This is a genomic window from Planococcus sp. VCh962 (assembly GCF_057748275.1).
In genome coordinates, this window is the sequence record NZ_JBYLHS010000002.1 from 358342 (window position 1) to 379593 (window position 21252).

Consider the following 21252-nt stretch of genomic DNA (forward strand, 5'->3'; position numbering starts at 1 on the left):
TTGCCCCTCTCCGCCTCAGATTTCATTGTCAATTTGTGCACGCTGCAATTTTCCGCTGTAATCCACATAGATGCTCTTCCATTCGGTAAAAACATCAAGTGCCGCCACTCCGGAATCTCTATGTCCGTTGCCTGTCCCTTTTGTCCCCCCGAACGGCAAATGGATTTCAGCGCCCGTGGTTCCGGCATTGATATAGACAATGCCAGTATCCAAATCTCTTTGGGCTTTAAACACACGGTTTACATCCGCTGTATAAATCGAACTTGATAGCCCGTAAATTACACCGTTATTGACCTCGATGGCTTCATCAAAACTGCCGACTTCGATAATTGAAATGACTGGTCCGAAGATTTCTTCTTGAGCAATCCGCATGTCCGGGGTAACATCAGTGAACATTGTCGGTGCGTAATAGTTCCCTTGATCATATGGAGCCTCCTTCAGAATTTCTCCCCCAACAAGCAATGTGGCTCCTTCTTGCTGCCCGATTCCGACATACGAATGGATTTTCTCCAACGCATTTTTGTTGATTACCGGTCCAACCTTCACTGATTCGTCCATTCCGTCGCCAATCGTCAAGATTTGAATTTTATCCAGCAAACGGTTTTGCAGGGCTTCTTTAATGTCCTTATGGGCAATCACACGGCTGCAAGCTGTACATCGCTGGCCAGCCGTACCGAAAGCACTCCATAAAATCCCTTCAACCGCCAAATCCAAATCGGCGTCTTCCATGACGATCACTGCATTTTTCCCGCCCATTTCCAGAGAAACTTTTTTCAAATTGCGTCCGCCCGCTTCAGCAACTTTACGGCCGGTTTCAGTTGAACCGGTAAATGAAATGACTTTGATGTCTTTATGTTCAATCATGGCAGTCCCGACTTCAGACCCGGAACCAAAGACTATATTTGCAACGCCTTCCGGCAGGCCCGCCTCTTCGAAAATTTTTGCCATTTCATAAGCCATCATCGGTGTTTCCGTTGCCGGTTTCCAAAGAAACGCATTGCCGGCGACAATTGCCGGGAAGGATTTCCAAGTGGCAATCGCTACCGGGAAGTTCCAAGGTGTTATTAATCCGACAACGCCAATCGGTGAACGGACGCTCATCGCAAATTTATCGGCAAGCTCTGAAGGTGTGGTTTCACCAAACAGCCGTCTGCCTTCACCCGCCATATAATAAGCCATGTCAATTCCCTCTTGTACTTCTCCTCTGCCTTCTTCAATCACTTTGCCCATTTCTTTTGTCAGCACCTGTGCGAGTTGTTCTTTCTTTTGTTTCATCAGACGCCCTATTTCATACAAATAATCGGCCCTTTTTGGAGCCGGAACTTTTGCCCATTTCTTTTGTGCTGCTTTTGCTGCCTTTACGGCTGTGTCCACGTCTTCTCTTGTAGACATCTGCACTTGAGCTAATTCTTCTCCCGTTGCGGGATTTAAAACAGGAGTGTATTTTGCATTTGAACCATCTTGCCAGGTGCCATTAATAAAATTGGTTAACTTCACGGACACTTCCTCCTTCAGTTCAAAATATTGAAAACGCTTTCATTTCTATTATTCCATATTACTCAAGAAACTTCTAGGAGTTGTTAGAAATATCAGTCTTTCTTTTTTTACTAGTTGTCTAATCGAATGGACCCGTTAATTAATACACCTTAAGTTTTTATACTATGATAAAGGAGCCATTTACAAAGAAATCCTGAAAAGCTATTGACACTGACGGTGCGTAATAGTCTAATCATAATGGAGAGGTGATTAAGTGTACAAAGTACAAGAAGTAGCAAAAATTGCAGGAGTCAGTGTCCGAACACTTCACCATTACGACAGTGTCGGATTATTGAAACCGTCAAATATTGGTTCCAATCGATATCGTTATTACAATAATGAAGATTTGAAATTGCTTCAGCATATTTTATTTTTTAAAGAACTTGGATTTTCGCTAAAGAAAATTCAAGAGATTGTCGCAGATGGCTTTGATTCGAAATTTGCTTTGACGCAGCATGTTGAATTATTAGAAAAGAAAAAAGCACGGCTGGAAAAGCTGATAGAAAACGCTGAACGGACCCGCCTTGAACTGGAAGGCGACGAAGATTTGTCTAATGAAGACCGCTTTGCTGCTTTTTCTATAAAAAAATCAGATGATGATATCAAAAAATATAAGACAGCTGATATTGAACAACCAAAAGCTGCTGGTGAACAAGCGAATATATCAGAACCTTCGCCATCTCCTGAATCAACATCAACTCAAGAAGAAACATCCGTTGAAGAGATGATACCTGCTGAAGAAAAAGAATTTACCGAAGTACTGGAATCTGTCGAAGAAACAAATCCTGTTGAAGAATTGGAACCTGCTCCACAGCTTAACGCTGTTGAAGAAACGGCTGCAACCGTAGAACCGAAACCGGAAAAAGAAAAAGAAGATTTGGAAGAAATCAACCGTGAAGGCAATCGCATCTACAAAGCGGTAGCATCTCTGATGGCTCTTTCCCCCGCTTCCCATAAGGTTCAAATTGAAATGAAAGCTTATTACAATTTGTTGAACCGCTTTTATGATTGCACTCCGAAAATGTTCCGAAGCCTTGCAGATTTATATGCATCGGATCGTCGATTTGCGAATAACATCGACCAGCATGGAAAAGGATTGTCATCTTATTTGAAGGAAGCCATGTACATATACGCGGCGGCCCATCAAGATGCGTGAACTCATCGGGCCTTGCAGCAATTGTGAAAAAGACATTTATTGCCGTGACGGTTTTTTGGATGGAGTTTATATAGAAGGACAGCTCTTCTGTTTTGATTGCGCTGAAAAGCAGGAAGAGCAGGAAGAAAAAACGCAAAAGTGAAAACTTTTGCGTTTTTCAGCTTGTAGAAAAAGTAAAAACTTGTATTAGCCTTCATTCCTTAACCGATATTCCGCCAACCAGCTGCGCTTGCCGCGGGCGAGCGCCAAGCCGCTTCGTCGCTTACGCTCCTGCAGGGTCTCGGCTGTCTCGCTATCCCGCAGGCGTCTCCGCTGGTTGGCTTCATATCTGGAGAGCAGGAAACAATAAAAGAGAATTTACTCAGACAATTATGATTTTAAAGATGCTCTAAAGGTGACAAAAGAATGCTGAATGCAGCGACTTCTGCGGGAGCAGCGTAGCGAGGCGAGTCCTGCGGGAGCAGCGTAGCGAGGCGAGTCCTGAGACCTCGCAGGGAGCATAGCAAGCGAGGAGGCTCAGGCCGCACCCCGCGAAAAGCGTCCGTCCTGGAGCGAAATGATAGAAGAACATACAAGTTTCTCAATAGCCTAAAAAACGCAAAAGTGAAAACTTTTGCGTTTTTTTATGCTTGATATTTGCTTAATCCCATTTTCTCTTTTCTAGCCTCTTTCTTAACTGTTTAAAATTGGATAGAATAGAGTATCAAAAAGGAAATGAGTGATTTCGGAATGCCATTGCAGCGAAGAATTTTTATCTATGGAGCTCTGTTCATCTCGACCGTCATGGTGCTGGCCGGAATCTCGTTTTACTTTACCATTTCTGAAGCCATTGAAGAGCAAGTCGGCAAGCGGGCTTTGGCCATCGCCGTTACTTCAGCGGACCGCCAAGATATCAAAAATGGTTTTAAAGAAACTGACCCTTCGTCTGCCCTTCAGCCAATCGCTGAACATATCCGAGAACAAACCGGTGCGGAGTATGTCGTCATTGGCAATAAAAATGGCATCCGTTATACCCACCCTATTGAAGAGCGAATTGGAAAAATGATGGTCGGGGATGATAATGCACGTGCGCTTTCAAATGGTGACTCCTATATTTCAGAAGCAACCGGATCACTTGGGCCAGCACTTCGGGGAAAAGCCCCTATATTTGATGAAAATGGAGCGATTATTGGCGTCATTTCCGTAGGTTTTCTAAAAACAAATATCACTTCTATTTTTCTGGAATACGCCGACTCTATCATCGGCATTGTCCTTATCGCCATTCTTTTTGGCGCAATTGGCTCCATGTTTCTGGCAGGCAATATTAAAAAGATACTTTTCGGACTGGAACCGGAAGAAATTGCCAATCTGTATACTGAACGCAATGCTTTAATCGAATCCGTCAGGGAAGGCATTCTTATGGTAGACAAAGCTGGTGCCATTACGATGGCCAACGTCTCCGCATATGACTTCCTGTCTTTGCCAAAAGAAACCGAGCTTATCGGCTGGCCTGTAGAGAAAGTCTTGCCCAACACCCTGCTTCCCCAAGTTCTGCAAACAGGCGAAGCACAGCTTGACAGGCCAATGACCATTCGCGGAAAAAAGTTGATTGTCAATAGAATCCCAATCCATTTAGGAAATGAAATCATCGGCGCTGTTTCCAGTTTCCGTTTGCAATCAGACATAGAAGGACTTCGCAATGAGCTTTCACAAGTTAGGCAATATGCAGATGCTTTACGCGCCCAGACCCATGAACATCAAAATTTCCTTTATACCATTTCAGGGTTGATCCAGTTGAATTCTCTCGAAGAAGCGATGCAATTGATTCATAATGAAACGGAAGAACAGCAATCGCTGGTGCAATTTGTCACACAACGGCTTCAAGATCCATTTCTTGGGGGCATTGTAATCGGCCTTTTCAACCGGGCCCGCGAATTAAAAGTGAAACTTATCTTGGATGAAGAAAGCTTATTAAAAAAGCTTCCTTCCCATCTTGAAAAAAGTTTGTTTGTATCAGTTCTTGGCAACCTTGTCACCAACGCTTTTGAGGCAGTTGAAAGTCTTCCCGAGCCTGAACGCATAGTCCGGCTTCTTTTGTCAGATAACGGGAGTGAAATCCTGATTGAAGTAGAAGATTCCGGAGAAGGTGTGGATCCTGATATTCTTTCCACTTTATTCAAAAAACGCATTTCGACTAAAGCCGGCGATGACCGTGGGTTCGGAATGCTCAAAGTCTATGAAAATGTACAGGATCTGCAAGGTGAAATTGCTATGGAAACTGGCGACCTTGGAGGAGCCCTATTCATTATTTCCATAAAAATTGGAGGAAATGGCCATGATTGAAGTTCTGATTATCGAAGACGACAAGCGAATCGCCGATATCCATAAACGGTTTATTGAAAAAATCGAAGGGTTTCAAGTGGTGGGTTCTGCATATACCGGATCAGAAGCAAAAGATTGGATCCAAGTATTAAAACCACAGCTTATTTTGCTTGATGCCTATTTGCCGGATATAAAAGGCACGGATTTAATGCCTTTTATCCAGTTGGAGAGCCCTGATTCTGATGTCATCTTTATTACCGCTGCTTCGGAAACAGATATCGTTAAAAAAGCATTCAGAAGCGGCGTATCCGATTATATATTAAAACCGTTAACATTTGACCGTTTTAAAGAAAGCCTGCTGATGTATCAGGCAAAACGGCGTTCGCTGGAAACGGAAGGCCCACTGAATGAAGAGTCGATTCAATTGCTTTGGAATAAGAGCCGTACTGCTTCTGCAGATCCAGTGGCGACACCAAAAGGAATCGACCCTAGTACGATGTCACGCATCCAAACTAAACTGTCCGAATCCGCAAATGGAATCACTGCCGAGGAGATGGGAGCATCTTGTGGAATGAGCCGTTCTACAGCCCGGCGATATTTGGAACACTTGGTCTCCGAGCAGACGGCTCGTGCTGAGCTTCTATACGGAACAATCGGAAGACCGGAACGGCGGTATTTCCCCCAGCCGTGAACTTTATGAACAATATCCACAATTTGGACAATATCCCTCTTATGACCACAAACATTGAATTTCATAAAAGTTCTGATAAATTAAAGACAGCAGATGAAAGCGCTGTCTTTTTATCATTTTTAAGGGGGATGAATTATATGTTGAAAAAGTTAATTTCAGTTTCACTGGCCGGGGTATTAGCGGTTGGTCTCGCTGCCTGTTCTTCAGAGGAAAGTTCAAGTTCAAATGCAAGTTCTGAGAAGTATCCTGAACGCGGCATCACCATCGTAGCTCCATCAGGCGCTGGAGGCGGATGGGATTTAACGGCTCGTTCTATCGCTAAGACAATGAACGGCACTAAGTTGATCGAAGAGCCCATTACCGTGGAGAATAAACCCGGCGGCGGCGGAGCTGTTTATATGGCCGAATATGCGACAAAAGAAGTGGATAACGATTACATGATGCTAGTAAAATCACCGCCGATTTTGATCAATAATAACAAAGCGGAAGGCAATAGCCCTTACGGCTATAAAGATACAACACCGCTGGCGCAATTGACACGCGATTACGGTGCCATTGTCGTAAAAGCAGATTCTAAATTCCAATCATTGGGAGATGTCCTAGAGGCCATCAAAGCCGATTCTAAGAAAGTAACGCTTGCTGGAGGTTCGGCTCCCGGATCTATGGACCACTTGGTAGGCATTTTGCCGGCATTCGAATATGGCATCGATCCAAAATCGGTTAAATACGTTTCTTATGATGGCGGCGGTGAAGCCGTAGCTGCCCTTCTTGGAGGAAATGCAGATGTGATTGCTACAGACGCATCCACAATTGCTGAATATGTGAAATCCGGAGATGTCCGGGTACTGGCTGTTAGTTCACCAGAACGCCTTGAAGGTGAGCTGAGCGAAGTGCCGACATTCATGGAAGAAGGAATTGATGCAGAATTTACGATCTGGCGCGGAATTTTCGGTCCAAAAAACATGTCTGATGGCGCAAAAGAATACTGGTCTACAAAATTAGAAGAAATGTCTAATTCTGAAGAATGGAAACAAGAGCTGGAGAAAAACGGCTGGCAAAGTGAATATAAAAATAGCGAAGACTTTGTAGATTACCTAAAAACTCAAGAAGAAGTCATTGTTGAATTATTGACTGCACTAGAAATGAAAAAATAATGCGAAAGCGGCCTCGGCCGCTTTCTTACTTTAAAAGGGGTGAAAGACAATGAGTAAAACCTTCGATCGCTTTGCAGGAATCGCTTTTTTACTGATTGGCCTTCTGTTTGTCATTGAGAGCCAGCGGATTTCCAAAAGCTCATACGGTTCAGCAGTCGGTCCGGACATCTTTCCTATTGGTCTAGGAGCCATATTAATTTTGTTGAGCCTGCGCTTGCTTTTTGAAACTTTCCGTTATCAGGCAGGAGCTAAAAATGGCGAAGCTGTCCAGTATAAAAAGTTCATCATCATTTTAGTCAGTGCACTCTTATATGCAGCTTTACTGGAACCTCTCGGCTATGTCATTACAACGTTTGTGTTTCTTTTAATCGCCTTCCAGACAATGGAGCGCGGCAAATGGATCAAATCCATTTTGATCGCCACAGGGTTCTCATTTGGCGTCTATTACTTTTTTGCCGAATTCCTCGGCGGCTCGCTGCCGGGATTCCCGGTATTTTAATTTGAAAGGTGGAGTACTATGAATACCTTACAATTTCTGATGGATGGATTCAGCATCGCGTTTCAATGGCAAAACATCCTCTTTGCATTTGCCGGGGTCTTAATCGGAACCGCAGTCGGCGTTTTGCCAGGTATCGGGCCGATGAGCGGCGTTGCACTCCTCATCCCGGTGACCGCTACTTTGACGGCTGGCCTGCCGACAGAGGCAGCAGCAGCCAGTTCCATTATTCTTTTGGCGGGTGTCTATTACGGCGCCATGTATGGCGGCTCAACCACCTCCATCCTGCTGAACACACCTGGTGAATCTTCGTCAGTCGTCACGACTCTCGATGGTTATCAGATGGCGAAGCAAGGACGTGCCGGAGCTGCATTATCAATCGCCGCCATTGGTTCGTTTGCAGCAGGCATCATTTCTCTGATCGGCCTTGTCTTGCTGGCTGAGCCTTTATCAAATATAGCTTTGGAATTCGGGCCTGCCGAATATTTTTCTTTAATGCTTCTGGGGCTTGCAGCCGTTAGTGGCCTAGCCGGAAAATCGATGACCAAAGCTTTGATGATGACGGTGTTCGGTTTGATGCTCGGAACCATCGGAATCGATGCTGTTTCAGGTATCGCCCGCTTTACGTATGATATTCCGGTCTTGTATTCCGGACTTGAATTTCTGACTATTGCTGTTGGCCTTTTCGCTTTAGGTGAAGTTTTCAAAACCGTTCTGGAACGGGACCATGAAGATGGCACAATGGCGAAAATCGGCCGGATCCTGCCAACCAGACAAGACTTAAAAGATAGCGCGGCTCCTATAATGCGCGGATCGCTATTGGGCTTCTTTATCGGTGTGCTGCCAGGCGCAGGAGCTACTCTTGCTTCGTTTTTCTCCTATATCGGCGAGAAGAAATTCAGCAAAACCCCTGAACAATTCGGCAAAGGTGCCATCGCCGGTGTTGCCGGACCGGAATCAGCCAATAACGCTGCTTCTGGAGGCGCTATGATCCCTTTGTTGACGTTAGGGATTCCAGGATCCGGGACAACTGCCATTCTTATGGGGGCTTTAATTATGTACAATATCCAGCCCGGCCCATTGTTATTTGATGACCATCCAGAAGTGGCCTGGGGACTGATCGCCAGTATGTTCGTCGGGAACCTGATGCTTCTCATACTGAACATGCCTCTTGTAAAAGTGTTTGCTAAGATTATTCAAACACCTAAAAAGTATTTATTGCCGATCATCATCGCCATTTCGTTCTTCGGCGTTTATGCCGTACAGTACACGACATTCGACCTTTACCTGTTGCTTGCCTGCGGGGTGCTTGGATATTTGTTGACTAAAAACGATTTTCCGGTTGCACCGCTGGTTTTGGCGCTGGTTCTTGGGCCAATGATTGAAAACAATATGCGCCGCGCATTAACCATTTCAAACGGCGACTTTTCAACTTTCGTCACCAACCCGATTTCATTGGTGCTGTTATTAGTGGCTGCTGCTTGGCTGCTGATTCCGCTGCTTTTAAAATTGAAAGGCCGTTCTGTAGTACTGAATGAAGAAGGATAATTGATATGATCTTGAGCCATACAAAAAACCGTCCCTTTAAGGACGGTTTTTTTGATTGCTTATACTTCTGTTGTTACCTTTAATGCATCCAGGCGTTCCTGAACTTCTGCTCCCGTTAACCCGTGTTCAAAGGCATAGCGGTTGCGTGGATGTTCACGGCACTCGTCAGAGCATGAACGCATGTATTTATGTTCGTTTTCTTCAGAAGCAAGAATTTTCTTGTTGCATTCCGGGTTTGCGCAGTTCACATAGCGCTCACAAGGCTCGCCAGTGAAATGGTCTTTGCCGACAACAACGTGCTCTACTTGGTTTACAGGAACAGCAATACGCTCATCGAATACATACAACTGTCCGTCCCAAAGCTCGCCACGCACTTTCGGATCTTTTCCGTAAGTTACGATGCCGCCATGTAATTGCGCTACATCTTCAAAGCCTTCTTTTTTCAGCCAGCCAGAGAATTTTTCACAGCGGATTCCGCCTGTGCAATAAGTTAAAATTTTCTTACCTTCGAACATTTCTTTGTTTTCACGGACCCATTCCGGAAGATCACGGAAGTTTTCGACATCCGGACGCACAGCGCCGCGGAAATGGCCCAAGTCATATTCATAGTCGTTGCGTGCATCAAGCACGATTGTATCTTGATCCTGCATGCGTTTGTAGAATTCTGCAGGCTCTAAGTAAGTTCCAGTCAATTCATTCGGATCGATATCCTCTTCGAGGCCCAAGTGAACAATTTCTTTTTTCGCGCGCACGTGCATTTTTTTGAATGCATGGCCGTCTGCCGCGTCAATTTTGAAGACGATTTCTGAAAAACGCGGATCGCTTTTCACCATCTCCATATAGGCTTCTGTCTGCTCGATTGTTCCAGAGCATGTACCATTGATTCCTTCATGAGAAACAAGGATACGGCCTTTCAGCCCAATTTCCTTGCAAGCTGCCAAATGTTCAGCTGCGAAAGTCTCAGGATCTTCGATTGGTGTATATAAATAATAAAGTAAAACGTTGTGTGTATGATTTTGCATGAATCATACCCCCTATTCTTCAATTTGTTCCGTAAGTCCCAAAGACTTCAAAAACCTAAATCATTTTACAATAAAAACCGCTAAAATTCAACTTTTGTGAAATTGAAAAAACAGCTGCCTGAAGCAGCTGCCACTTATGATCAGATTTATATAAGATCTTTTTCAATCGCCTTCACTTTTCTATTGTCCAGTTGCGGCGCCTAGCCCCTCGAGGTCTTAAGCCAATCCGCCTAGGCGGCAAAGAGCGCCGCTTCGGCGGTTTGTCTTAAGCTTGTCGGGGCTAAACAGGCGCCTTCACTTTTCTTTTTCTACGTTCAGGTCCCAGATGAATCCGTATTTATCTTTTACTTTTCCGTATTTAGCTCCCCAAAAAGTGTCTTGAAGTTCCATGATCACTTGTCCGCCTTCAGACAGTTTGCCGAAAATCCTTGTGGCTTCTTCGTCGCTTTCACATTCTACGACAAGTGCCAGGCCGGAGCGTGGCTGTTCCGGCTGCTCCTCTACAGAATCGGCCATCATTAACCGAAAATCGCCTTTTTGCAACAGGCAGTGCAGAAGAAATTCTTTGGCATGATCCGGACTTGGGAAGCCGGAATCTCCATAAGTTTGGCTTCCTATTCTTTCTAAGCCAAAGACCTCCTCATAAAAAGATGAAGCTTCACCTGCTTGGCCATAGAAAGTAAGATATGGTGTAATTGAACCTTTCATCTAAACACTCCCTAACATACTCGATTTTTTACTGAGCGCCCTTCAAGGCACGCCGCAATGGCTTCTGCATTCATGGCCATCATCGCGAATCTTGTCTGGACAGTCGCACTGCCGATATGAGGCAATACCGTGACATTTGGCAAACTAAGCAATGGATGGTCTGTCGGAACCGGTTCCTGTTCGAAAACATCCAATCCTGCTCCCCATAGCTTGTTCGCTTTTAGCGCTTCGTATAAGGCGTTCTCATCTACAATTCCACCACGCGCTACATTGATCAAACAAGCAGTCGGTTTCATCAGCGACAGTTCCTGTTCACCGATCATGCCTCTTGTTTCATTGGTAAGCGGCGTTAAAATCACGACAAAATCCGATTCTTTCAGAAGATTTTCCAATGTCGCATATTTTACATCTTCCAAGCTTCGGCGTGTCCGGTTATGGTAAAGCACATTCATGCCGAACCCTTGCGCGCGCCTTGCCACCGCTTCCCCGATTCTTCCCATGCCGATGATGCCAAGTGTTGCTCCGCCGACATTCTGTCCGGTCATCCCCATCGGGCTCCAAGATTTCCAATCACCCGAACGCACGGTTCTGTCCGCTTCCACTATGCGCCGAGCCGTTGCCAATAGCAGCGCAAACGTTAAATCTGCCGTCGTTTCAGTCAATACATCCGGTGTATTCGTGACAAAAACTTTATGCTTGTGGGCGGCATCCAAATCAATGTTGTTGTACCCTACCGCCAGATTTGTGATGATTTTCAAATTCGGCGCTGCTTCAAAGACTTCTCCATCGATATTGTCAGAAAGCATCGTCCAAAGCGCTTGCGCATCTTTTACTTGTTTTAATAACTCTTCACGCGGAGCTGAAGTTTCCGTATCTTCCCACATCCGCACTTCATAAGATTGCTGTAAACTTGCTACAGCTTCATCAGGCAGCTTCTGTGTAATGTAAACGATTGGTTTCATGCCGATCCTCTCCAATTCCATTATATGTACTTCAATGCCTAAACGACTGCTAGCATTTTCCCATTTTCGAATAATTATAACAATAAAAAAAACTGCCGGCAAACAGCTGACAGTTTTTCCTAATCGGATTCAATCTATTTCGCGTGTTCTGATTTTTTTAAAGTAATACCAGATGGCCGCAATTCCGCCCAGTGCAATCAAAGCATAAACCACATTTGAATAAATATCGAGCTGTTCCATAATCTGATCGCGGTTTTCCCCTACTGCTTCCCCTACAAAGACAAGGACCGTATTCCATAGAAGGGTACCCAATGTAGTAAATGTCAGGAACAGCCAAAATTTCGTGTTGGCCATCCCTGCAGGAATCGAAATTAAACTGCGGACCAATGGAATCAGCCGCCCAAAAAAGATGGTCCAGATACCATAGCGATCAAACCAGGCATCCGCACGGTGGATGTCGGCTTTTTTCACACGCAATATATGGCCATATTTTTCCACAATTTTCTCCAAACGTTCAACGTCCAATAACAACCCGATTCCATATAATATTAATGCACCCGATACCGATCCAGCTGTTGAAGCCAAAATCACTCCCGTAATGGTCATATCTGTTGTCGTTGTCATAAATCCGCCTAAAGTCAAGATCACTTCGGACGGAATTGGCGGGAACACGTTCTCCAGCATAATAAGTAAAAAGATTCCGATATAACCGTATTCAGACATAACTGATGTAATCCACTGTTCCATTTAAATGCTCCTCTTAGTTTGTTGGCTCAAATTTCATCTTGATCGACCATAATTCTGAGCGGCTGCCAATACGTATGGCTGGTCCCCAAAACCCGAATCCCGACGACACAAGGAGATGGGTTTTTCCGGAAAGGCGATGGCCATAATCCAGTTCAAATACTTTTTTTGTAATAAAGCGATTCGGCCACATCTGCCCTTTATGGGTATGGCCGGATATATGTAAATCTGCCCCTAGTTGTACAGGCGTCTTTAAATCAGATGGCGTATGATCCAAAATGATCCATGGCAATTCACTTTTCGGTTTTAATAGTTCCAATGCATGGCGCTTGCCATTTGTCCGGTCTTCCCTTCCTGTTAAATAGAAACGATTTCCGACTAAAATAGTTTCATCCCGCAGGATTTTCACTCCGGAACTTTCCATTAGCCGTACCAGTAAAGGAATTTTCTTGCCATAGTATTCGTGATTGCCCAAAACACCATACACGCCCAGTTCGGCTTTTAATTTCTCCATTTCTTCTTTCATTCCATAATGTGCATACCATACCGGATCATCATCCACCAAGTCTCCGGCAAGCAGGACGACGTCCGGCTTTAGTTTATTGGCAAGGGTGACAAAACGTTTAAGATGCCGTCTGCCTGAAAGAATACCCAGATGAAAATCTGAACCTACCACTAGATGAAGAGGGTCTGAAGCAGGCCCGCCAATGGTGATTTCCAGCTCACGGACAACCGGACTGTAAGCCAGATAGGTTCCGGCAATAAAAATCAAAGCGAAAATGGCAGCCACCGCATTTCCGAGAATTAAAGCTTCTTGATTCCAATCAACAAATAAGCTGATGATATTCGCCAGTGGAAAGAAAATGATTCCGTATTCCAGAAAAGCGAACCAATAAGCGCCAATTACTGAAAATATCAGCCAGCGATGCCCCATTCGGCCAATGAAAAAGCTGAAGGCGATGATAAACCAGAGGAAGCCGAATAACACAGGATAAATCCATTCTGCCCATGAGTCAAACCATAAGTATACGTTCCAGCCAAGGTAAGTGACAAGAACCAGATAAATACTTAACGCTGTAATGCTGTAAGTGATTATTCTCATAGAGCAGCTCCCCTCTTCGTGCTATATAGAAGATATTATAGCATCTTCCATTTCAATCCACCTCACCTAAACCAAACTACGTCTCAAGTCTTAGTAAAAGATGCAGTCAGGGACCGTGTTGAAAAGATTCACCCCTTGATAAGATGAAGATACAAATTGAGAGGAGGAATTAAATTGAATAAGTTTTGGATGATTACACTGGGCATTGTCGCCGGCATCATCGTATTATCCAATCTCGGCGCCATCATGGGATTGGCAGTCTCTGGTTTGATTCTCTACATGGGTGTGCATTTTTATCTGAAAAGCATATCCACTGCAGCAAAAATCTGGTGGGGATTTGTTGGTGCTGTCGGAGCCCTGTCAGCCATTTCCAACGTACCGGCTTTGATTGGTGTGGCAGCAGCTGCCGGACTATGGTGGATTTACCGCAATTGGAATGAACGCCCTGTCACAGTAGCAAAAACAAATGATCCGTTTACAAATTTCGAAAGACAATGGGACAAACTTACAAAATAAGGAGGAATACAAATGGCATCTTTATGGGAACGCTTTAAATTCGCAGTAGCAACAGACGTAGATACACTGGTATCAAAGAAAGAAGAAAAAAATCCACTGGCTGTCTTGAACCGCTATATCGTGGAAGCTGAAAAGCAGACGGAAGAAACAGGCAAATGGGTCGAGCGCCAAGCCAAGCTGAACAGCAAACTGGAAAAAGAATTGGCTGAAGCTTCATCGATGCTTGAAAAGCGGCAGTCCCAGCTTGAACTTGCACAAACTTCAGGTGAAAGCGACTTGTCTGCATTTGCTGAAATGGAAGTGGCCGCTTATTCCAATCGCGTTGCTGAGCTGAATCGGACAATCAAGGAAAACCTGGCTGAATTGACCGGTTTGGAACAGCGCTATGAGGAAATGAAACATAAAGTAAAAGATATGAAAGTGCGGCAGCTTCAATTGATGGGCAAGGAAAACGCAACCCGGGCCCATTACCAAATGGACAAAGTGTTGAATCCGGAACTTGTGGCGGAACGCCTCGGATCTTATGATGACATGGCGTCATACATCAAAACACTTGGCTCAAAAGTCGAACAAGAACATGAACGCTCCGCCATGGAACGCCGGCTAGAAGCTTTAGAAAAAAACAGCGCACAACATAAGGAAATTGGGTAAACTAGAGTGAGAAGAAGGATTCCTTCTTCTCGCTTTTCCGCTACAAAGAAGGAGGCAAAACTACGATGCAACTGTTTACTACTAACAAACAGGCGTTTATCATTCTGAGCGCTTTACTTCTCATATTCGTGGAAGCTGCTTTTTTCGGCAACGGCAGCGTATTTTTGGTTCTTCTTGGTATCGGACTGATTTATTACGCGATGAATAAATCTGAAAAAACACGTAAATCCTATGTGTGGACCGGTTTTATTTTGATCGGCATCTCGGTCTTATCGATGTGGAGCTTGCGGTTGCTGATATTTGCAATAGCCATTTACTTGCTCGTACGTTTATGGAAAGGTGAAGAATGGCAGCAAAACGTTCCCATTCATGGAACGCTGGATAAAGGCCTGATTCAAAATAAATTCATGGCAGCCCAAAGCACCCCAATTGAAGCCTACGAATGGAAAGATATCCATGTCCAAGGCTTTGTTGGAGACTTGCTCGTTGACGTCACCCAAACAGTATTGCCGAAAAAAACTTCGTTGATTTCTATTCGGCAAGGATTTGGCAAAGTTAAAATCATTTTGCCATACGAAGTGCCTGTCCGCATTTATTACACGACTCTTCTTGGTGATGCACAGTTTTTCGGCGGGGAAAAGAAACGCATTTGGAATGGAACCATCCATTCGGAAGATGGCTATACGTCCGACGATTACAGCAAAACCGAACTGGTTGTGTCACTTTCAACATGGATGGGTGATGTCGAGGTGATCCGGCGATGAGACAAGTCCTGCCACGCGGCTTGTTTTTTATAGGCTTATTCGCTGTTATCGTATTCAGCATTTTAGTTGTATTGCTCGGACTACCAAACAACCGCAGCTGGTCCATATTATGGGAAGATTTTGTTGCCGGCCTTCCTTTTGGCATTTGGCTTTTGGTATTGATGCTGGTACTGTCTGCTGGAATTGCCTTGTGGTCTGAATCTTTATCGCGGTCAAAAGTTCAGGACCTCGATGAAATTTTCCAGGCACTTCTTAGAAATGAAGACCAGACCGTCATCGAAGCCACCCAAATGAAGACTTTGCCGAATAATTTATCTGCTTCAATTTTGAAGTTGCAAAAATTGCTGGAATCCCAGCGCAAAAGTTTGGCCCGCATTTCAAATGAACGAGCCGAAACCCAAGACCAGATTATCCAGGAACGATTGATCATGGAACGCCAACGGCTGGCGCGCGAACTCCATGATTCAGTTTCCCAGCAATTGTTTGCAGCTTCCATGCTATTGTCTTCCATGACTGAACATGGAGAGGCATCACCAGGCTTATTGCAGACCGAAAAAATGGTGCAGCAGGCTCAGCTTGAGATGCGTGCTTTACTTTTGCATTTGCGTCCGGCAGCTCTTCATGATAAGAGCTTGCGCCAAGGATTATTTGAACTGGTATCCGAATTAAAGGAAAAAGTATATTTCACCATCGAACATAAACTTGAAGAAGTACCGTTGCCAAAAGGTGCTGAAGATCATTTATTCCGCATCGCCCAAGAAACTTTATCGAATACGCTGCGCCACTCCAAAGCGACCGAAGTCCATATTTTATTTGTTGAACGCGATCAATTTGCCATTTTACGCATCCAGGACAACGGAATCGGTTTTGAAAGTGAGCAGTCCAAATCGACTTCATACGGCTTAAAGCACATTGAAGAACGAGCCATTGAAATCGGCGCAACCAGCAAAATCGTTTCCGTGCCTTCCGAAGGCACTATTATCGAAGTAAAAGTCCCTATCGAAAGGAAGGTTTCCAATGATTCGAATCTTATTGGTTGATGATCATGAAATGGTGCGCATCGGCGTTTCTGCTTATTTGCAGTCGCAAAACGATATGGAAGTGGTTGGCGAAGCGGTAAATGGAGAAGAAGCTGTCAAAATGGCCCTCGATCTTCGCCCGGATGTCATTCTCATGGACATGGTCATGCCGATCATGAACGGAGCCGAAGCGACAGATGCCATTGTCCGGCAATGGCCGGAAGCAAAAATCATGATTGTCACAAGCTTTTTGGATGACGACAAAGTATATCCTGCATTAAAAGCGGGGGCCGTCAGCTACATATTGAAAACTTCCAAAGCTTCGCGCATCGCAGAGTCCATCCGGGAAACGATGAACGGCACTTCTGTTTTGGAACCGGAAGTCATGAGCAAAATGATGAAGCAAATGCGCCATGACCGTGTCTTGCATGAAGATTTGACAGAACGTGAAATGGAAATCCTGCTGCTTCTGGCAAACGGCTACACAAATCAGGAAATAGCCGATGAATTGTTTATCGCCCTAAAAACCGTCAAAACCCATGTCAGCAATCTGCTCGCAAAATTGGAAGTCCATGACCGCACACAAGCCGTCATCTACGCTTTCCAGCATAAACTCGTCTCTCCTCCGCAATGAGGGGGGATTTTTTGTTATATTAAATTGACTCTTTTACACGCCGCTTCGGTCGCTTAGGGCAGGACTTCCGCGATGAGCGGGTTTTGCTTAGCTTCCTGCATGAGCCATACCCAAAGCGCCCGAGCGGCTTTTCCAATTGTCCCCTGATGTACTAAGTAAAATTGAAAGAGGCTGTCCTAAAAGTCAGTGAAATCGACTTTCGGGACAGCCTCGTTTTATTTATATAGTATGAATCGAAACCATGACTTTAAACAAGTCGCCGTCCACTTCAATTTTCATTATGCCGCCGTGCAGATCGACAATGGATTGGGCAATCGCAAGGCCAAGGCCTGAGCCTTCAGTTTGCCGCGACTCATCTCCCCGCTTGAAGCGTTCAAACAATTCATCTGTATTGCTGCCCAGCTCATAGCGGGTTATATTTTTGATGATAAATTCCGCACGTCCATCAGCTTCACCAAGCGATAGATAAACCCGTGTTCCCGGCAATGCGTATTTGATGGCATTCAAGACCAGATTATCCAGCACCCGCCACCATTTCTGGCCATCCGCATGGATGTAAACCGGTTTTTCTGGAGTTGCTACCCGGAAGTCCAACCCTGAAAGTTCAATGTCTTCCGCATGCTCAGCGAGCGCTTGTTGCAGCAATTGGTTCAAATCGATCTGTGTACGTTGCAGCTCCATATTGCCGCTGGCCATCTTTGAAACTTCAAACAAATCTTCAATCAGCGTTTTCAGGCGCTGTGATTTACGGTCTAGGATTTCCGCATAGGCCAGCCGTTCTTCATCCGACAAATCAGGTGTTTTCATCAAATCCGTGTACGTGATGATCGATGTCAGCGGTGTGCGCAAATCATGGCTGACATTGGTGATCAATTCCGTTTTCAGCCGTTCGCTTTTGGCTTGCTCGGACATCGACATTCTGACACCTTCTTTCAGGCGGTTTAACTGTCTGGCATGCTGTGCGAGCGGGGACTTGCCGCGAACCGGAAGCTCATGGTTTAATTGCCCGCTTGCCAACGCTTCTGTTTGAAGCATTAGCACATTCAGATAGCCGAAGCGGTTCAGCATCAGCAGAACTGCCGGAAGCCCGAGCAATGCAGAAGCGGGAAGCCACAAGACAATCATCTGTGGGGCTATGAACAGCAGAACGGTCCCGGCTCCCCAGAAAAAGACGATAATCAATAAAACAAGGGATTGAATGCCGATTGATTTATTCAAGAAAGCCTTATGTGCATTTCGGATGCTTTGCAGTATAAAGCTCTGCTGGAATTCATGTTTGAACACATGCCCATTCCTATAATAGGCAAATAGCCAAATAATCTGCAGCAGGCTTAAAGCAGTTAAACCAAGTGCTGCGATCAACTTCCATGCCAAATCGAATGTGTAACCAATATAGTTATCGGTCCATGTATTGGCCATTGTCCGAAACAGCTCCGAAGAAGCAAAAAGCGCGAAAATTATAGAGATAACTGCCAGCAGAAATCGGATATCCAATGTCAGACGCGACCATTTTCCGAAATGCGGCGTCTGTAGAAACCATTTCAGATCAAAGCGCAGGTGCGTCCATAGAACGACCAATCCGGCAATTACCAAGGCGCCAAATGCATATAATATACTTTTCACCACTGTAAATTGCTTAAAACTCATCCCTTGATTAGAAGACGCCAGCAATGACTGATCAATCTGTATGGTCCCTGCAAAACTAGCATTCGAATTTGTGAAGGCAGAAGACTCCATATTAAAAAATGCAGAATTCGTATTTACCGAATATTCTCCAGAAGAACTTAGCGGATTATCTTGCGAATATGTTTTTTCGAAATATGGCTGATCCTTCAGCTCACCTTTTGTAAACGTTTCTTCCGTTTCAAGATTTGTAAGTTCATATACGTAATACGCGCTGTCTTTCAGAAAAACTTTTTTTTCATTTTGGGAATCTCGGATTAATTGCTCGTTTGACTCTTTTCGTTCAGCTAGTATCTTTCGGACAACCATTTCATCATCAGAAAAGTTATTCCGAATTTCTCCCACTTTCTTTTCACGTTCTTGAGTAAGTGCCTCTGCCAACTCCTGGTTGCCTGCAGAAATGGCCGCTTGAATATCTATCTCATACTGGTCGCGAATGCTGTAGAGTTGATCCGTTAGTGTACCGTTTCGGTATTCTTCTATTTCTGCTGAAGTTACCGGTACAGCCGTTTTATCCGTAAGTGAATCCAATTCCAGTTCGATAAGCCTATCAGTAAAGTAAGCGAATTCTGCCTCGAAATCAGTTGTGTCTAAAAAGGTTTTCCCAAAATACTTCGGCCCCAATTCCATAATGCTAAAACAGCCAATTATAATAAATGAGGCAATCAATAACCACAGCCATTTCTTCATCATCAAACATCCCCTATCGATAAACTTCTGAGGGAAGCCAGCAATTCAGCAATCGGAGGAGTTACAAAAAATTCAAAGATAAATGTAAAACAGTAGAGCAGACTGAACAAAGCGCAAACAATGGCTACGACTGACCAAATATCATTTTTCCATTTTGTAGCCAATTCCCCATACCACCTTTAAATATCTCGGATTTTTTGGATCTGCCTCAATTTTTTCACGAATTTTACGTATATGCACAGCTACAATATTTTCAGCATTATAAGCTGGTTCATTCCAAACACGTTCATAAATCTCACTAATTGAAAACACCCGGCCGGCATTGGTCATCAATAACTCCGTCACTTTAAATTCAATCGGCGTCAATTTGACCGTTTCTCCGTGAAGTGATACATCTTTCGCTTCCGCATCAAGCACCAGTCCCTCTATTTCAATGCGCGAGGTTTTATCTTGATAATTCCCAAGCGTGACGTAACGTCTTAGTTGTGATTTCACCCGGGCAACCAGTTCCATCGGATGGAACGGCTTCGTCACATAATCGTCCGCTCCTACTGACAATCCATGGATTTTATCGGAATCCTCCACTTTGGCACTTAGCATGATGATCGGGATATTGCGCTTTTCCCTGATTTTAAAAGTTGCCGAAATTCCATCCATTTTCGGCATCATGATATCGAGAATCATGACATGCACTTCATTTTCTTCAAGCAGTTCAATTGCTTCATAGCCATTTGCCGCTTTCAGCACTTTATAGCCTTCGTTCTTCAAATAGATTTCAATGCCATCCCGAATATCCTGGTCGTCATCTGTCACCAGCACTGTATGCACCATTCCTTGCACCTCTTCCCTCTATAAACCTAATTGTAAATGGAAAATCTTAAGCAGAGCCTAGCAGAAATATGAAGAAATTCTTAAGAAAGCGGCGTTTTTTCCAAAGAGGCAGCTTTGCTTTTCGCGCCACTCTTTTTTCGGCCGAATGTCAAAACCAGAATTCCACCCAAAAGCAGCAAAACTCCGAGCCAAGCAATCCCTGTCAGCACTTCACCGACAATAAAGACCCCTAAAAGCGCCGCTGTCATCGGTTCAGCAAGCGACAGTGTTACTGCTGAAGAAGAAGGAATGAGCTTTAATCCGCTTGAGAACAAAATATACGAAAGGCTTGTAGCGCCTAAGCCGAGATAGAAAATAACTCCTATGTTCTCAGGTGCTGCTATGTATGACAAATCAAAAAAGAATAAGAACGGCAGCAAATACAAAGCACTTAATGAGAAAATCACGGCCACTGATGGAACAGCGTCCATTCTTTCCAATACTTTCTTGCTGATGAGCGCATAGGCGGCAAAAGACAATCCAGCACCAAGGGCCAGCAAAATGCCAATCGGATTGATCGCCGGTGCGTCCTTATCGGCAAACAACAGCAAACAGCCGATAATAGCCAAGCCGGTCGCCATGGCCCAAACCCGGTCCGGCTTCTTTTTCAATACAGTCCATTCAAGGATGCCCGAAAAAACCGGCGCACTGCCGATAGCTACGACTGTGCCGATGGCGATGCCCGTCAATTGGACCGAAGAGAAAAACAATGGCTGGAACAAGGCCATCGTGGCTGCTGATAAAAAGGCAGCTTTCCAAGGAATCGACCGGAACGCCAATTTTTTCGTCCATAAAACGAAAGCCAATAGCGTAAATCCTCCAATGCTCAAACGAAGGGCACCAATCGTTAAAGGATGTGCGGTTCCTTCAATGAAACTCTGGGCAGTCCCAGTTGTTCCCCATAGCATTGCTCCTAGCAAAACCCATATATACGGCCAATAGTTCACATTAAACACCCCTTGTATTCTATCAATGTAGTAAACCTTATCATGAATTTTATGGTTT

The 21252-nt window shown here is 44.6% G+C and carries 20 protein-coding genes; 11 read left to right on the plus strand and 9 right to left on the minus strand.

The window, feature by feature from the left end; genetic code table 11:
• Positions 1 to 15: 15 nt before the first annotated feature.
• Positions 16 to 1497 (minus strand): aldehyde dehydrogenase family protein, encoded by a 1482-nt coding sequence (locus AC3AQ9_RS09100; RefSeq protein WP_488307147.1) that lies wholly within the window; start codon positions 1495 to 1497, stop codon positions 16 to 18.
• A gap of 253 nt (positions 1498 to 1750) precedes the next feature.
• Between AC3AQ9_RS09100 and AC3AQ9_RS09105 the strand changes: the two genes are divergently transcribed.
• The 6 genes from AC3AQ9_RS09105 to AC3AQ9_RS09130 all read left to right on the plus strand — a co-directional run bounded on the left by AC3AQ9_RS09105 (position 1751) and on the right by AC3AQ9_RS09130 (position 8882).
• On the plus strand, positions 1751 to 2692 hold the full coding sequence (locus AC3AQ9_RS09105; protein WP_488307148.1) for a MerR family transcriptional regulator: 942 nt from the start codon (positions 1751 to 1753) through the stop codon (positions 2690 to 2692).
• Positions 2693 to 3421: 729 nt separating this feature from the next.
• Positions 3422 to 5014, plus strand: coding sequence for an ATP-binding protein (locus tag AC3AQ9_RS09110; protein ID WP_488307149.1), 1593 nt, complete (start codon positions 3422 to 3424; stop codon positions 5012 to 5014).
• A complete protein-coding gene (locus tag AC3AQ9_RS09115; protein WP_488307150.1) occupies positions 5007 to 5684 on the plus strand; it encodes a response regulator in 678 nt (225 codons plus the stop codon). The genes AC3AQ9_RS09110 and AC3AQ9_RS09115 overlap by 8 nt, the downstream gene beginning before the upstream one ends.
• A gap of 137 nt (positions 5685 to 5821) precedes the next feature.
• Positions 5822 to 6838 (plus strand): tripartite tricarboxylate transporter substrate binding protein, encoded by a 1017-nt coding sequence (locus AC3AQ9_RS09120; protein ID WP_488307151.1) that lies wholly within the window; start codon positions 5822 to 5824, stop codon positions 6836 to 6838.
• Positions 6839 to 6887: 49 nt separating this feature from the next.
• On the plus strand, positions 6888 to 7337 hold the full coding sequence (locus tag AC3AQ9_RS09125) for a tripartite tricarboxylate transporter TctB family protein (protein WP_488307152.1): 450 nt from the start codon (positions 6888 to 6890) through the stop codon (positions 7335 to 7337).
• 18 nt (positions 7338 to 7355) lie between these two features.
• Positions 7356 to 8882 carry a tripartite tricarboxylate transporter permease gene (locus AC3AQ9_RS09130; protein WP_488307153.1) on the plus strand — a complete coding sequence of 509 codons (1527 nt, stop codon included), beginning with the start codon at positions 7356 to 7358 and terminating at the stop codon, positions 8880 to 8882.
• A gap of 59 nt (positions 8883 to 8941) precedes the next feature.
• Here the strand turns inward: AC3AQ9_RS09130 and trhO are convergent, their stop codons facing one another.
• The 5 genes from trhO to AC3AQ9_RS09155 form a co-directional block, all read right to left on the minus strand.
• On the minus strand, positions 8942 to 9904 hold the full coding sequence (gene trhO, locus AC3AQ9_RS09135) for an oxygen-dependent tRNA uridine(34) hydroxylase TrhO (RefSeq protein WP_488307154.1): 963 nt from the start codon (positions 9902 to 9904) through the stop codon (positions 8942 to 8944).
• A 294-nt stretch (positions 9905 to 10198) separates the two neighbouring features.
• A complete protein-coding gene (locus tag AC3AQ9_RS09140; protein ID WP_488307155.1) occupies positions 10199 to 10612 on the minus strand; it encodes a VOC family protein in 414 nt (137 codons plus the stop codon).
• A gap of 11 nt (positions 10613 to 10623) precedes the next feature.
• A complete protein-coding gene (locus tag AC3AQ9_RS09145; RefSeq protein WP_488307156.1) occupies positions 10624 to 11574 on the minus strand; it encodes a 2-hydroxyacid dehydrogenase in 951 nt (316 codons plus the stop codon).
• Between the two features lie 129 nt (positions 11575 to 11703).
• On the minus strand, positions 11704 to 12321 hold the full coding sequence (locus tag AC3AQ9_RS09150) for a DedA family protein (protein ID WP_488307157.1): 618 nt from the start codon (positions 12319 to 12321) through the stop codon (positions 11704 to 11706).
• A gap of 13 nt (positions 12322 to 12334) precedes the next feature.
• On the minus strand, positions 12335 to 13420 hold the full coding sequence (locus AC3AQ9_RS09155; protein WP_488307158.1) for a metallophosphoesterase: 1086 nt from the start codon (positions 13418 to 13420) through the stop codon (positions 12335 to 12337).
• 174 nt (positions 13421 to 13594) lie between these two features.
• Between AC3AQ9_RS09155 and AC3AQ9_RS09160 the strand changes: the two genes are divergently transcribed.
• The 5 genes from AC3AQ9_RS09160 to AC3AQ9_RS09180 all read left to right on the plus strand — a co-directional run bounded on the left by AC3AQ9_RS09160 (position 13595) and on the right by AC3AQ9_RS09180 (position 17004).
• Positions 13595 to 13936 carry a lmo0954 family membrane protein gene (locus AC3AQ9_RS09160; protein WP_488307159.1) on the plus strand — a complete coding sequence of 114 codons (342 nt, stop codon included), beginning with the start codon at positions 13595 to 13597 and terminating at the stop codon, positions 13934 to 13936.
• Between the two features lie 12 nt (positions 13937 to 13948).
• Positions 13949 to 14587 carry a PspA/IM30 family protein gene (locus AC3AQ9_RS09165; protein ID WP_488307160.1) on the plus strand — a complete coding sequence of 213 codons (639 nt, stop codon included), beginning with the start codon at positions 13949 to 13951 and terminating at the stop codon, positions 14585 to 14587.
• A 65-nt stretch (positions 14588 to 14652) separates the two neighbouring features.
• Complete coding sequence (gene liaF, locus AC3AQ9_RS09170) at positions 14653 to 15351, plus strand: cell wall-active antibiotics response protein LiaF (protein ID WP_488307161.1); 699 nt, start codon at positions 14653 to 14655, stop codon at positions 15349 to 15351.
• Positions 15348 to 16391, plus strand: coding sequence for a sensor histidine kinase (locus AC3AQ9_RS09175; protein ID WP_488307162.1), 1044 nt, complete (start codon positions 15348 to 15350; stop codon positions 16389 to 16391). The genes liaF and AC3AQ9_RS09175 overlap by 4 nt, the downstream gene beginning before the upstream one ends.
• Positions 16369 to 17004 carry a response regulator transcription factor gene (locus AC3AQ9_RS09180; RefSeq protein ID WP_488307163.1) on the plus strand — a complete coding sequence of 212 codons (636 nt, stop codon included), beginning with the start codon at positions 16369 to 16371 and terminating at the stop codon, positions 17002 to 17004. Before AC3AQ9_RS09175 ends, AC3AQ9_RS09180 begins: the two co-directional genes overlap by 23 nt.
• A 219-nt stretch (positions 17005 to 17223) precedes the next feature.
• On the opposite strand, the gene AC3AQ9_RS09185 is transcribed toward AC3AQ9_RS09180, so the two are convergent.
• The 3 genes from AC3AQ9_RS09185 to AC3AQ9_RS09195 form a co-directional block, all read right to left on the minus strand.
• A complete protein-coding gene (locus AC3AQ9_RS09185; protein WP_488307164.1) occupies positions 17224 to 19380 on the minus strand; it encodes a sensor histidine kinase in 2157 nt (718 codons plus the stop codon).
• Positions 19381 to 19518: 138 nt separating this feature from the next.
• Positions 19519 to 20208, minus strand: coding sequence for a response regulator transcription factor (locus AC3AQ9_RS09190; RefSeq protein ID WP_488307165.1), 690 nt, complete (start codon positions 20206 to 20208; stop codon positions 19519 to 19521).
• 80 nt (positions 20209 to 20288) lie between these two features.
• Positions 20289 to 21194: a DMT family transporter gene (locus tag AC3AQ9_RS09195; protein WP_488307166.1), complete on the minus strand. Its 906-nt coding sequence runs from the start codon at positions 21192 to 21194 to the stop codon at positions 20289 to 20291.
• Between the last annotated feature and the right edge of the window lie 58 nt (positions 21195 to 21252).

Coding starts and splice junctions, on each gene's coding strand:
- trhO (WP_488307154.1), bottom strand. CDS start 9,904: ATGCAAAATCATACACACAACGTTTTACTTTATTATTTATATACACCA.
- AC3AQ9_RS09165 (WP_488307160.1), top strand. CDS start 13,949: ATGGCATCTTTATGGGAACGCTTTAAATTCGCAGTAGCAACAGACGTA.
- liaF (WP_488307161.1), top strand. CDS start 14,653: ATGCAACTGTTTACTACTAACAAACAGGCGTTTATCATTCTGAGCGCT.
- AC3AQ9_RS09140 (WP_488307155.1), bottom strand. CDS start 10,612: ATGAAAGGTTCAATTACACCATATCTTACTTTCTATGGCCAAGCAGGT.
- AC3AQ9_RS09120 (WP_488307151.1), top strand. CDS start 5,822: ATGTTGAAAAAGTTAATTTCAGTTTCACTGGCCGGGGTATTAGCGGTT.
- AC3AQ9_RS09110 (WP_488307149.1), top strand. CDS start 3,422: ATGCCATTGCAGCGAAGAATTTTTATCTATGGAGCTCTGTTCATCTCG.
- AC3AQ9_RS09115 (WP_488307150.1), top strand. CDS start 5,007: ATGATTGAAGTTCTGATTATCGAAGACGACAAGCGAATCGCCGATATC.
- AC3AQ9_RS09150 (WP_488307157.1), bottom strand. CDS start 12,321: ATGGAACAGTGGATTACATCAGTTATGTCTGAATACGGTTATATCGGA.
- AC3AQ9_RS09185 (WP_488307164.1), bottom strand. CDS start 19,380: ATGATGAAGAAATGGCTGTGGTTATTGATTGCCTCATTTATTATAATT.
- AC3AQ9_RS09190 (WP_488307165.1), bottom strand. CDS start 20,208: ATGGTGCATACAGTGCTGGTGACAGATGACGACCAGGATATTCGGGAT.
- AC3AQ9_RS09125 (WP_488307152.1), top strand. CDS start 6,888: ATGAGTAAAACCTTCGATCGCTTTGCAGGAATCGCTTTTTTACTGATT.
- AC3AQ9_RS09130 (WP_488307153.1), top strand. CDS start 7,356: ATGAATACCTTACAATTTCTGATGGATGGATTCAGCATCGCGTTTCAA.
- AC3AQ9_RS09175 (WP_488307162.1), top strand. CDS start 15,348: ATGAGACAAGTCCTGCCACGCGGCTTGTTTTTTATAGGCTTATTCGCT.
- AC3AQ9_RS09155 (WP_488307158.1), bottom strand. CDS start 13,420: ATGAGAATAATCACTTACAGCATTACAGCGTTAAGTATTTATCTGGTT.
- AC3AQ9_RS09145 (WP_488307156.1), bottom strand. CDS start 11,574: ATGAAACCAATCGTTTACATTACACAGAAGCTGCCTGATGAAGCTGTA.
- AC3AQ9_RS09180 (WP_488307163.1), top strand. CDS start 16,369: ATGATTCGAATCTTATTGGTTGATGATCATGAAATGGTGCGCATCGGC.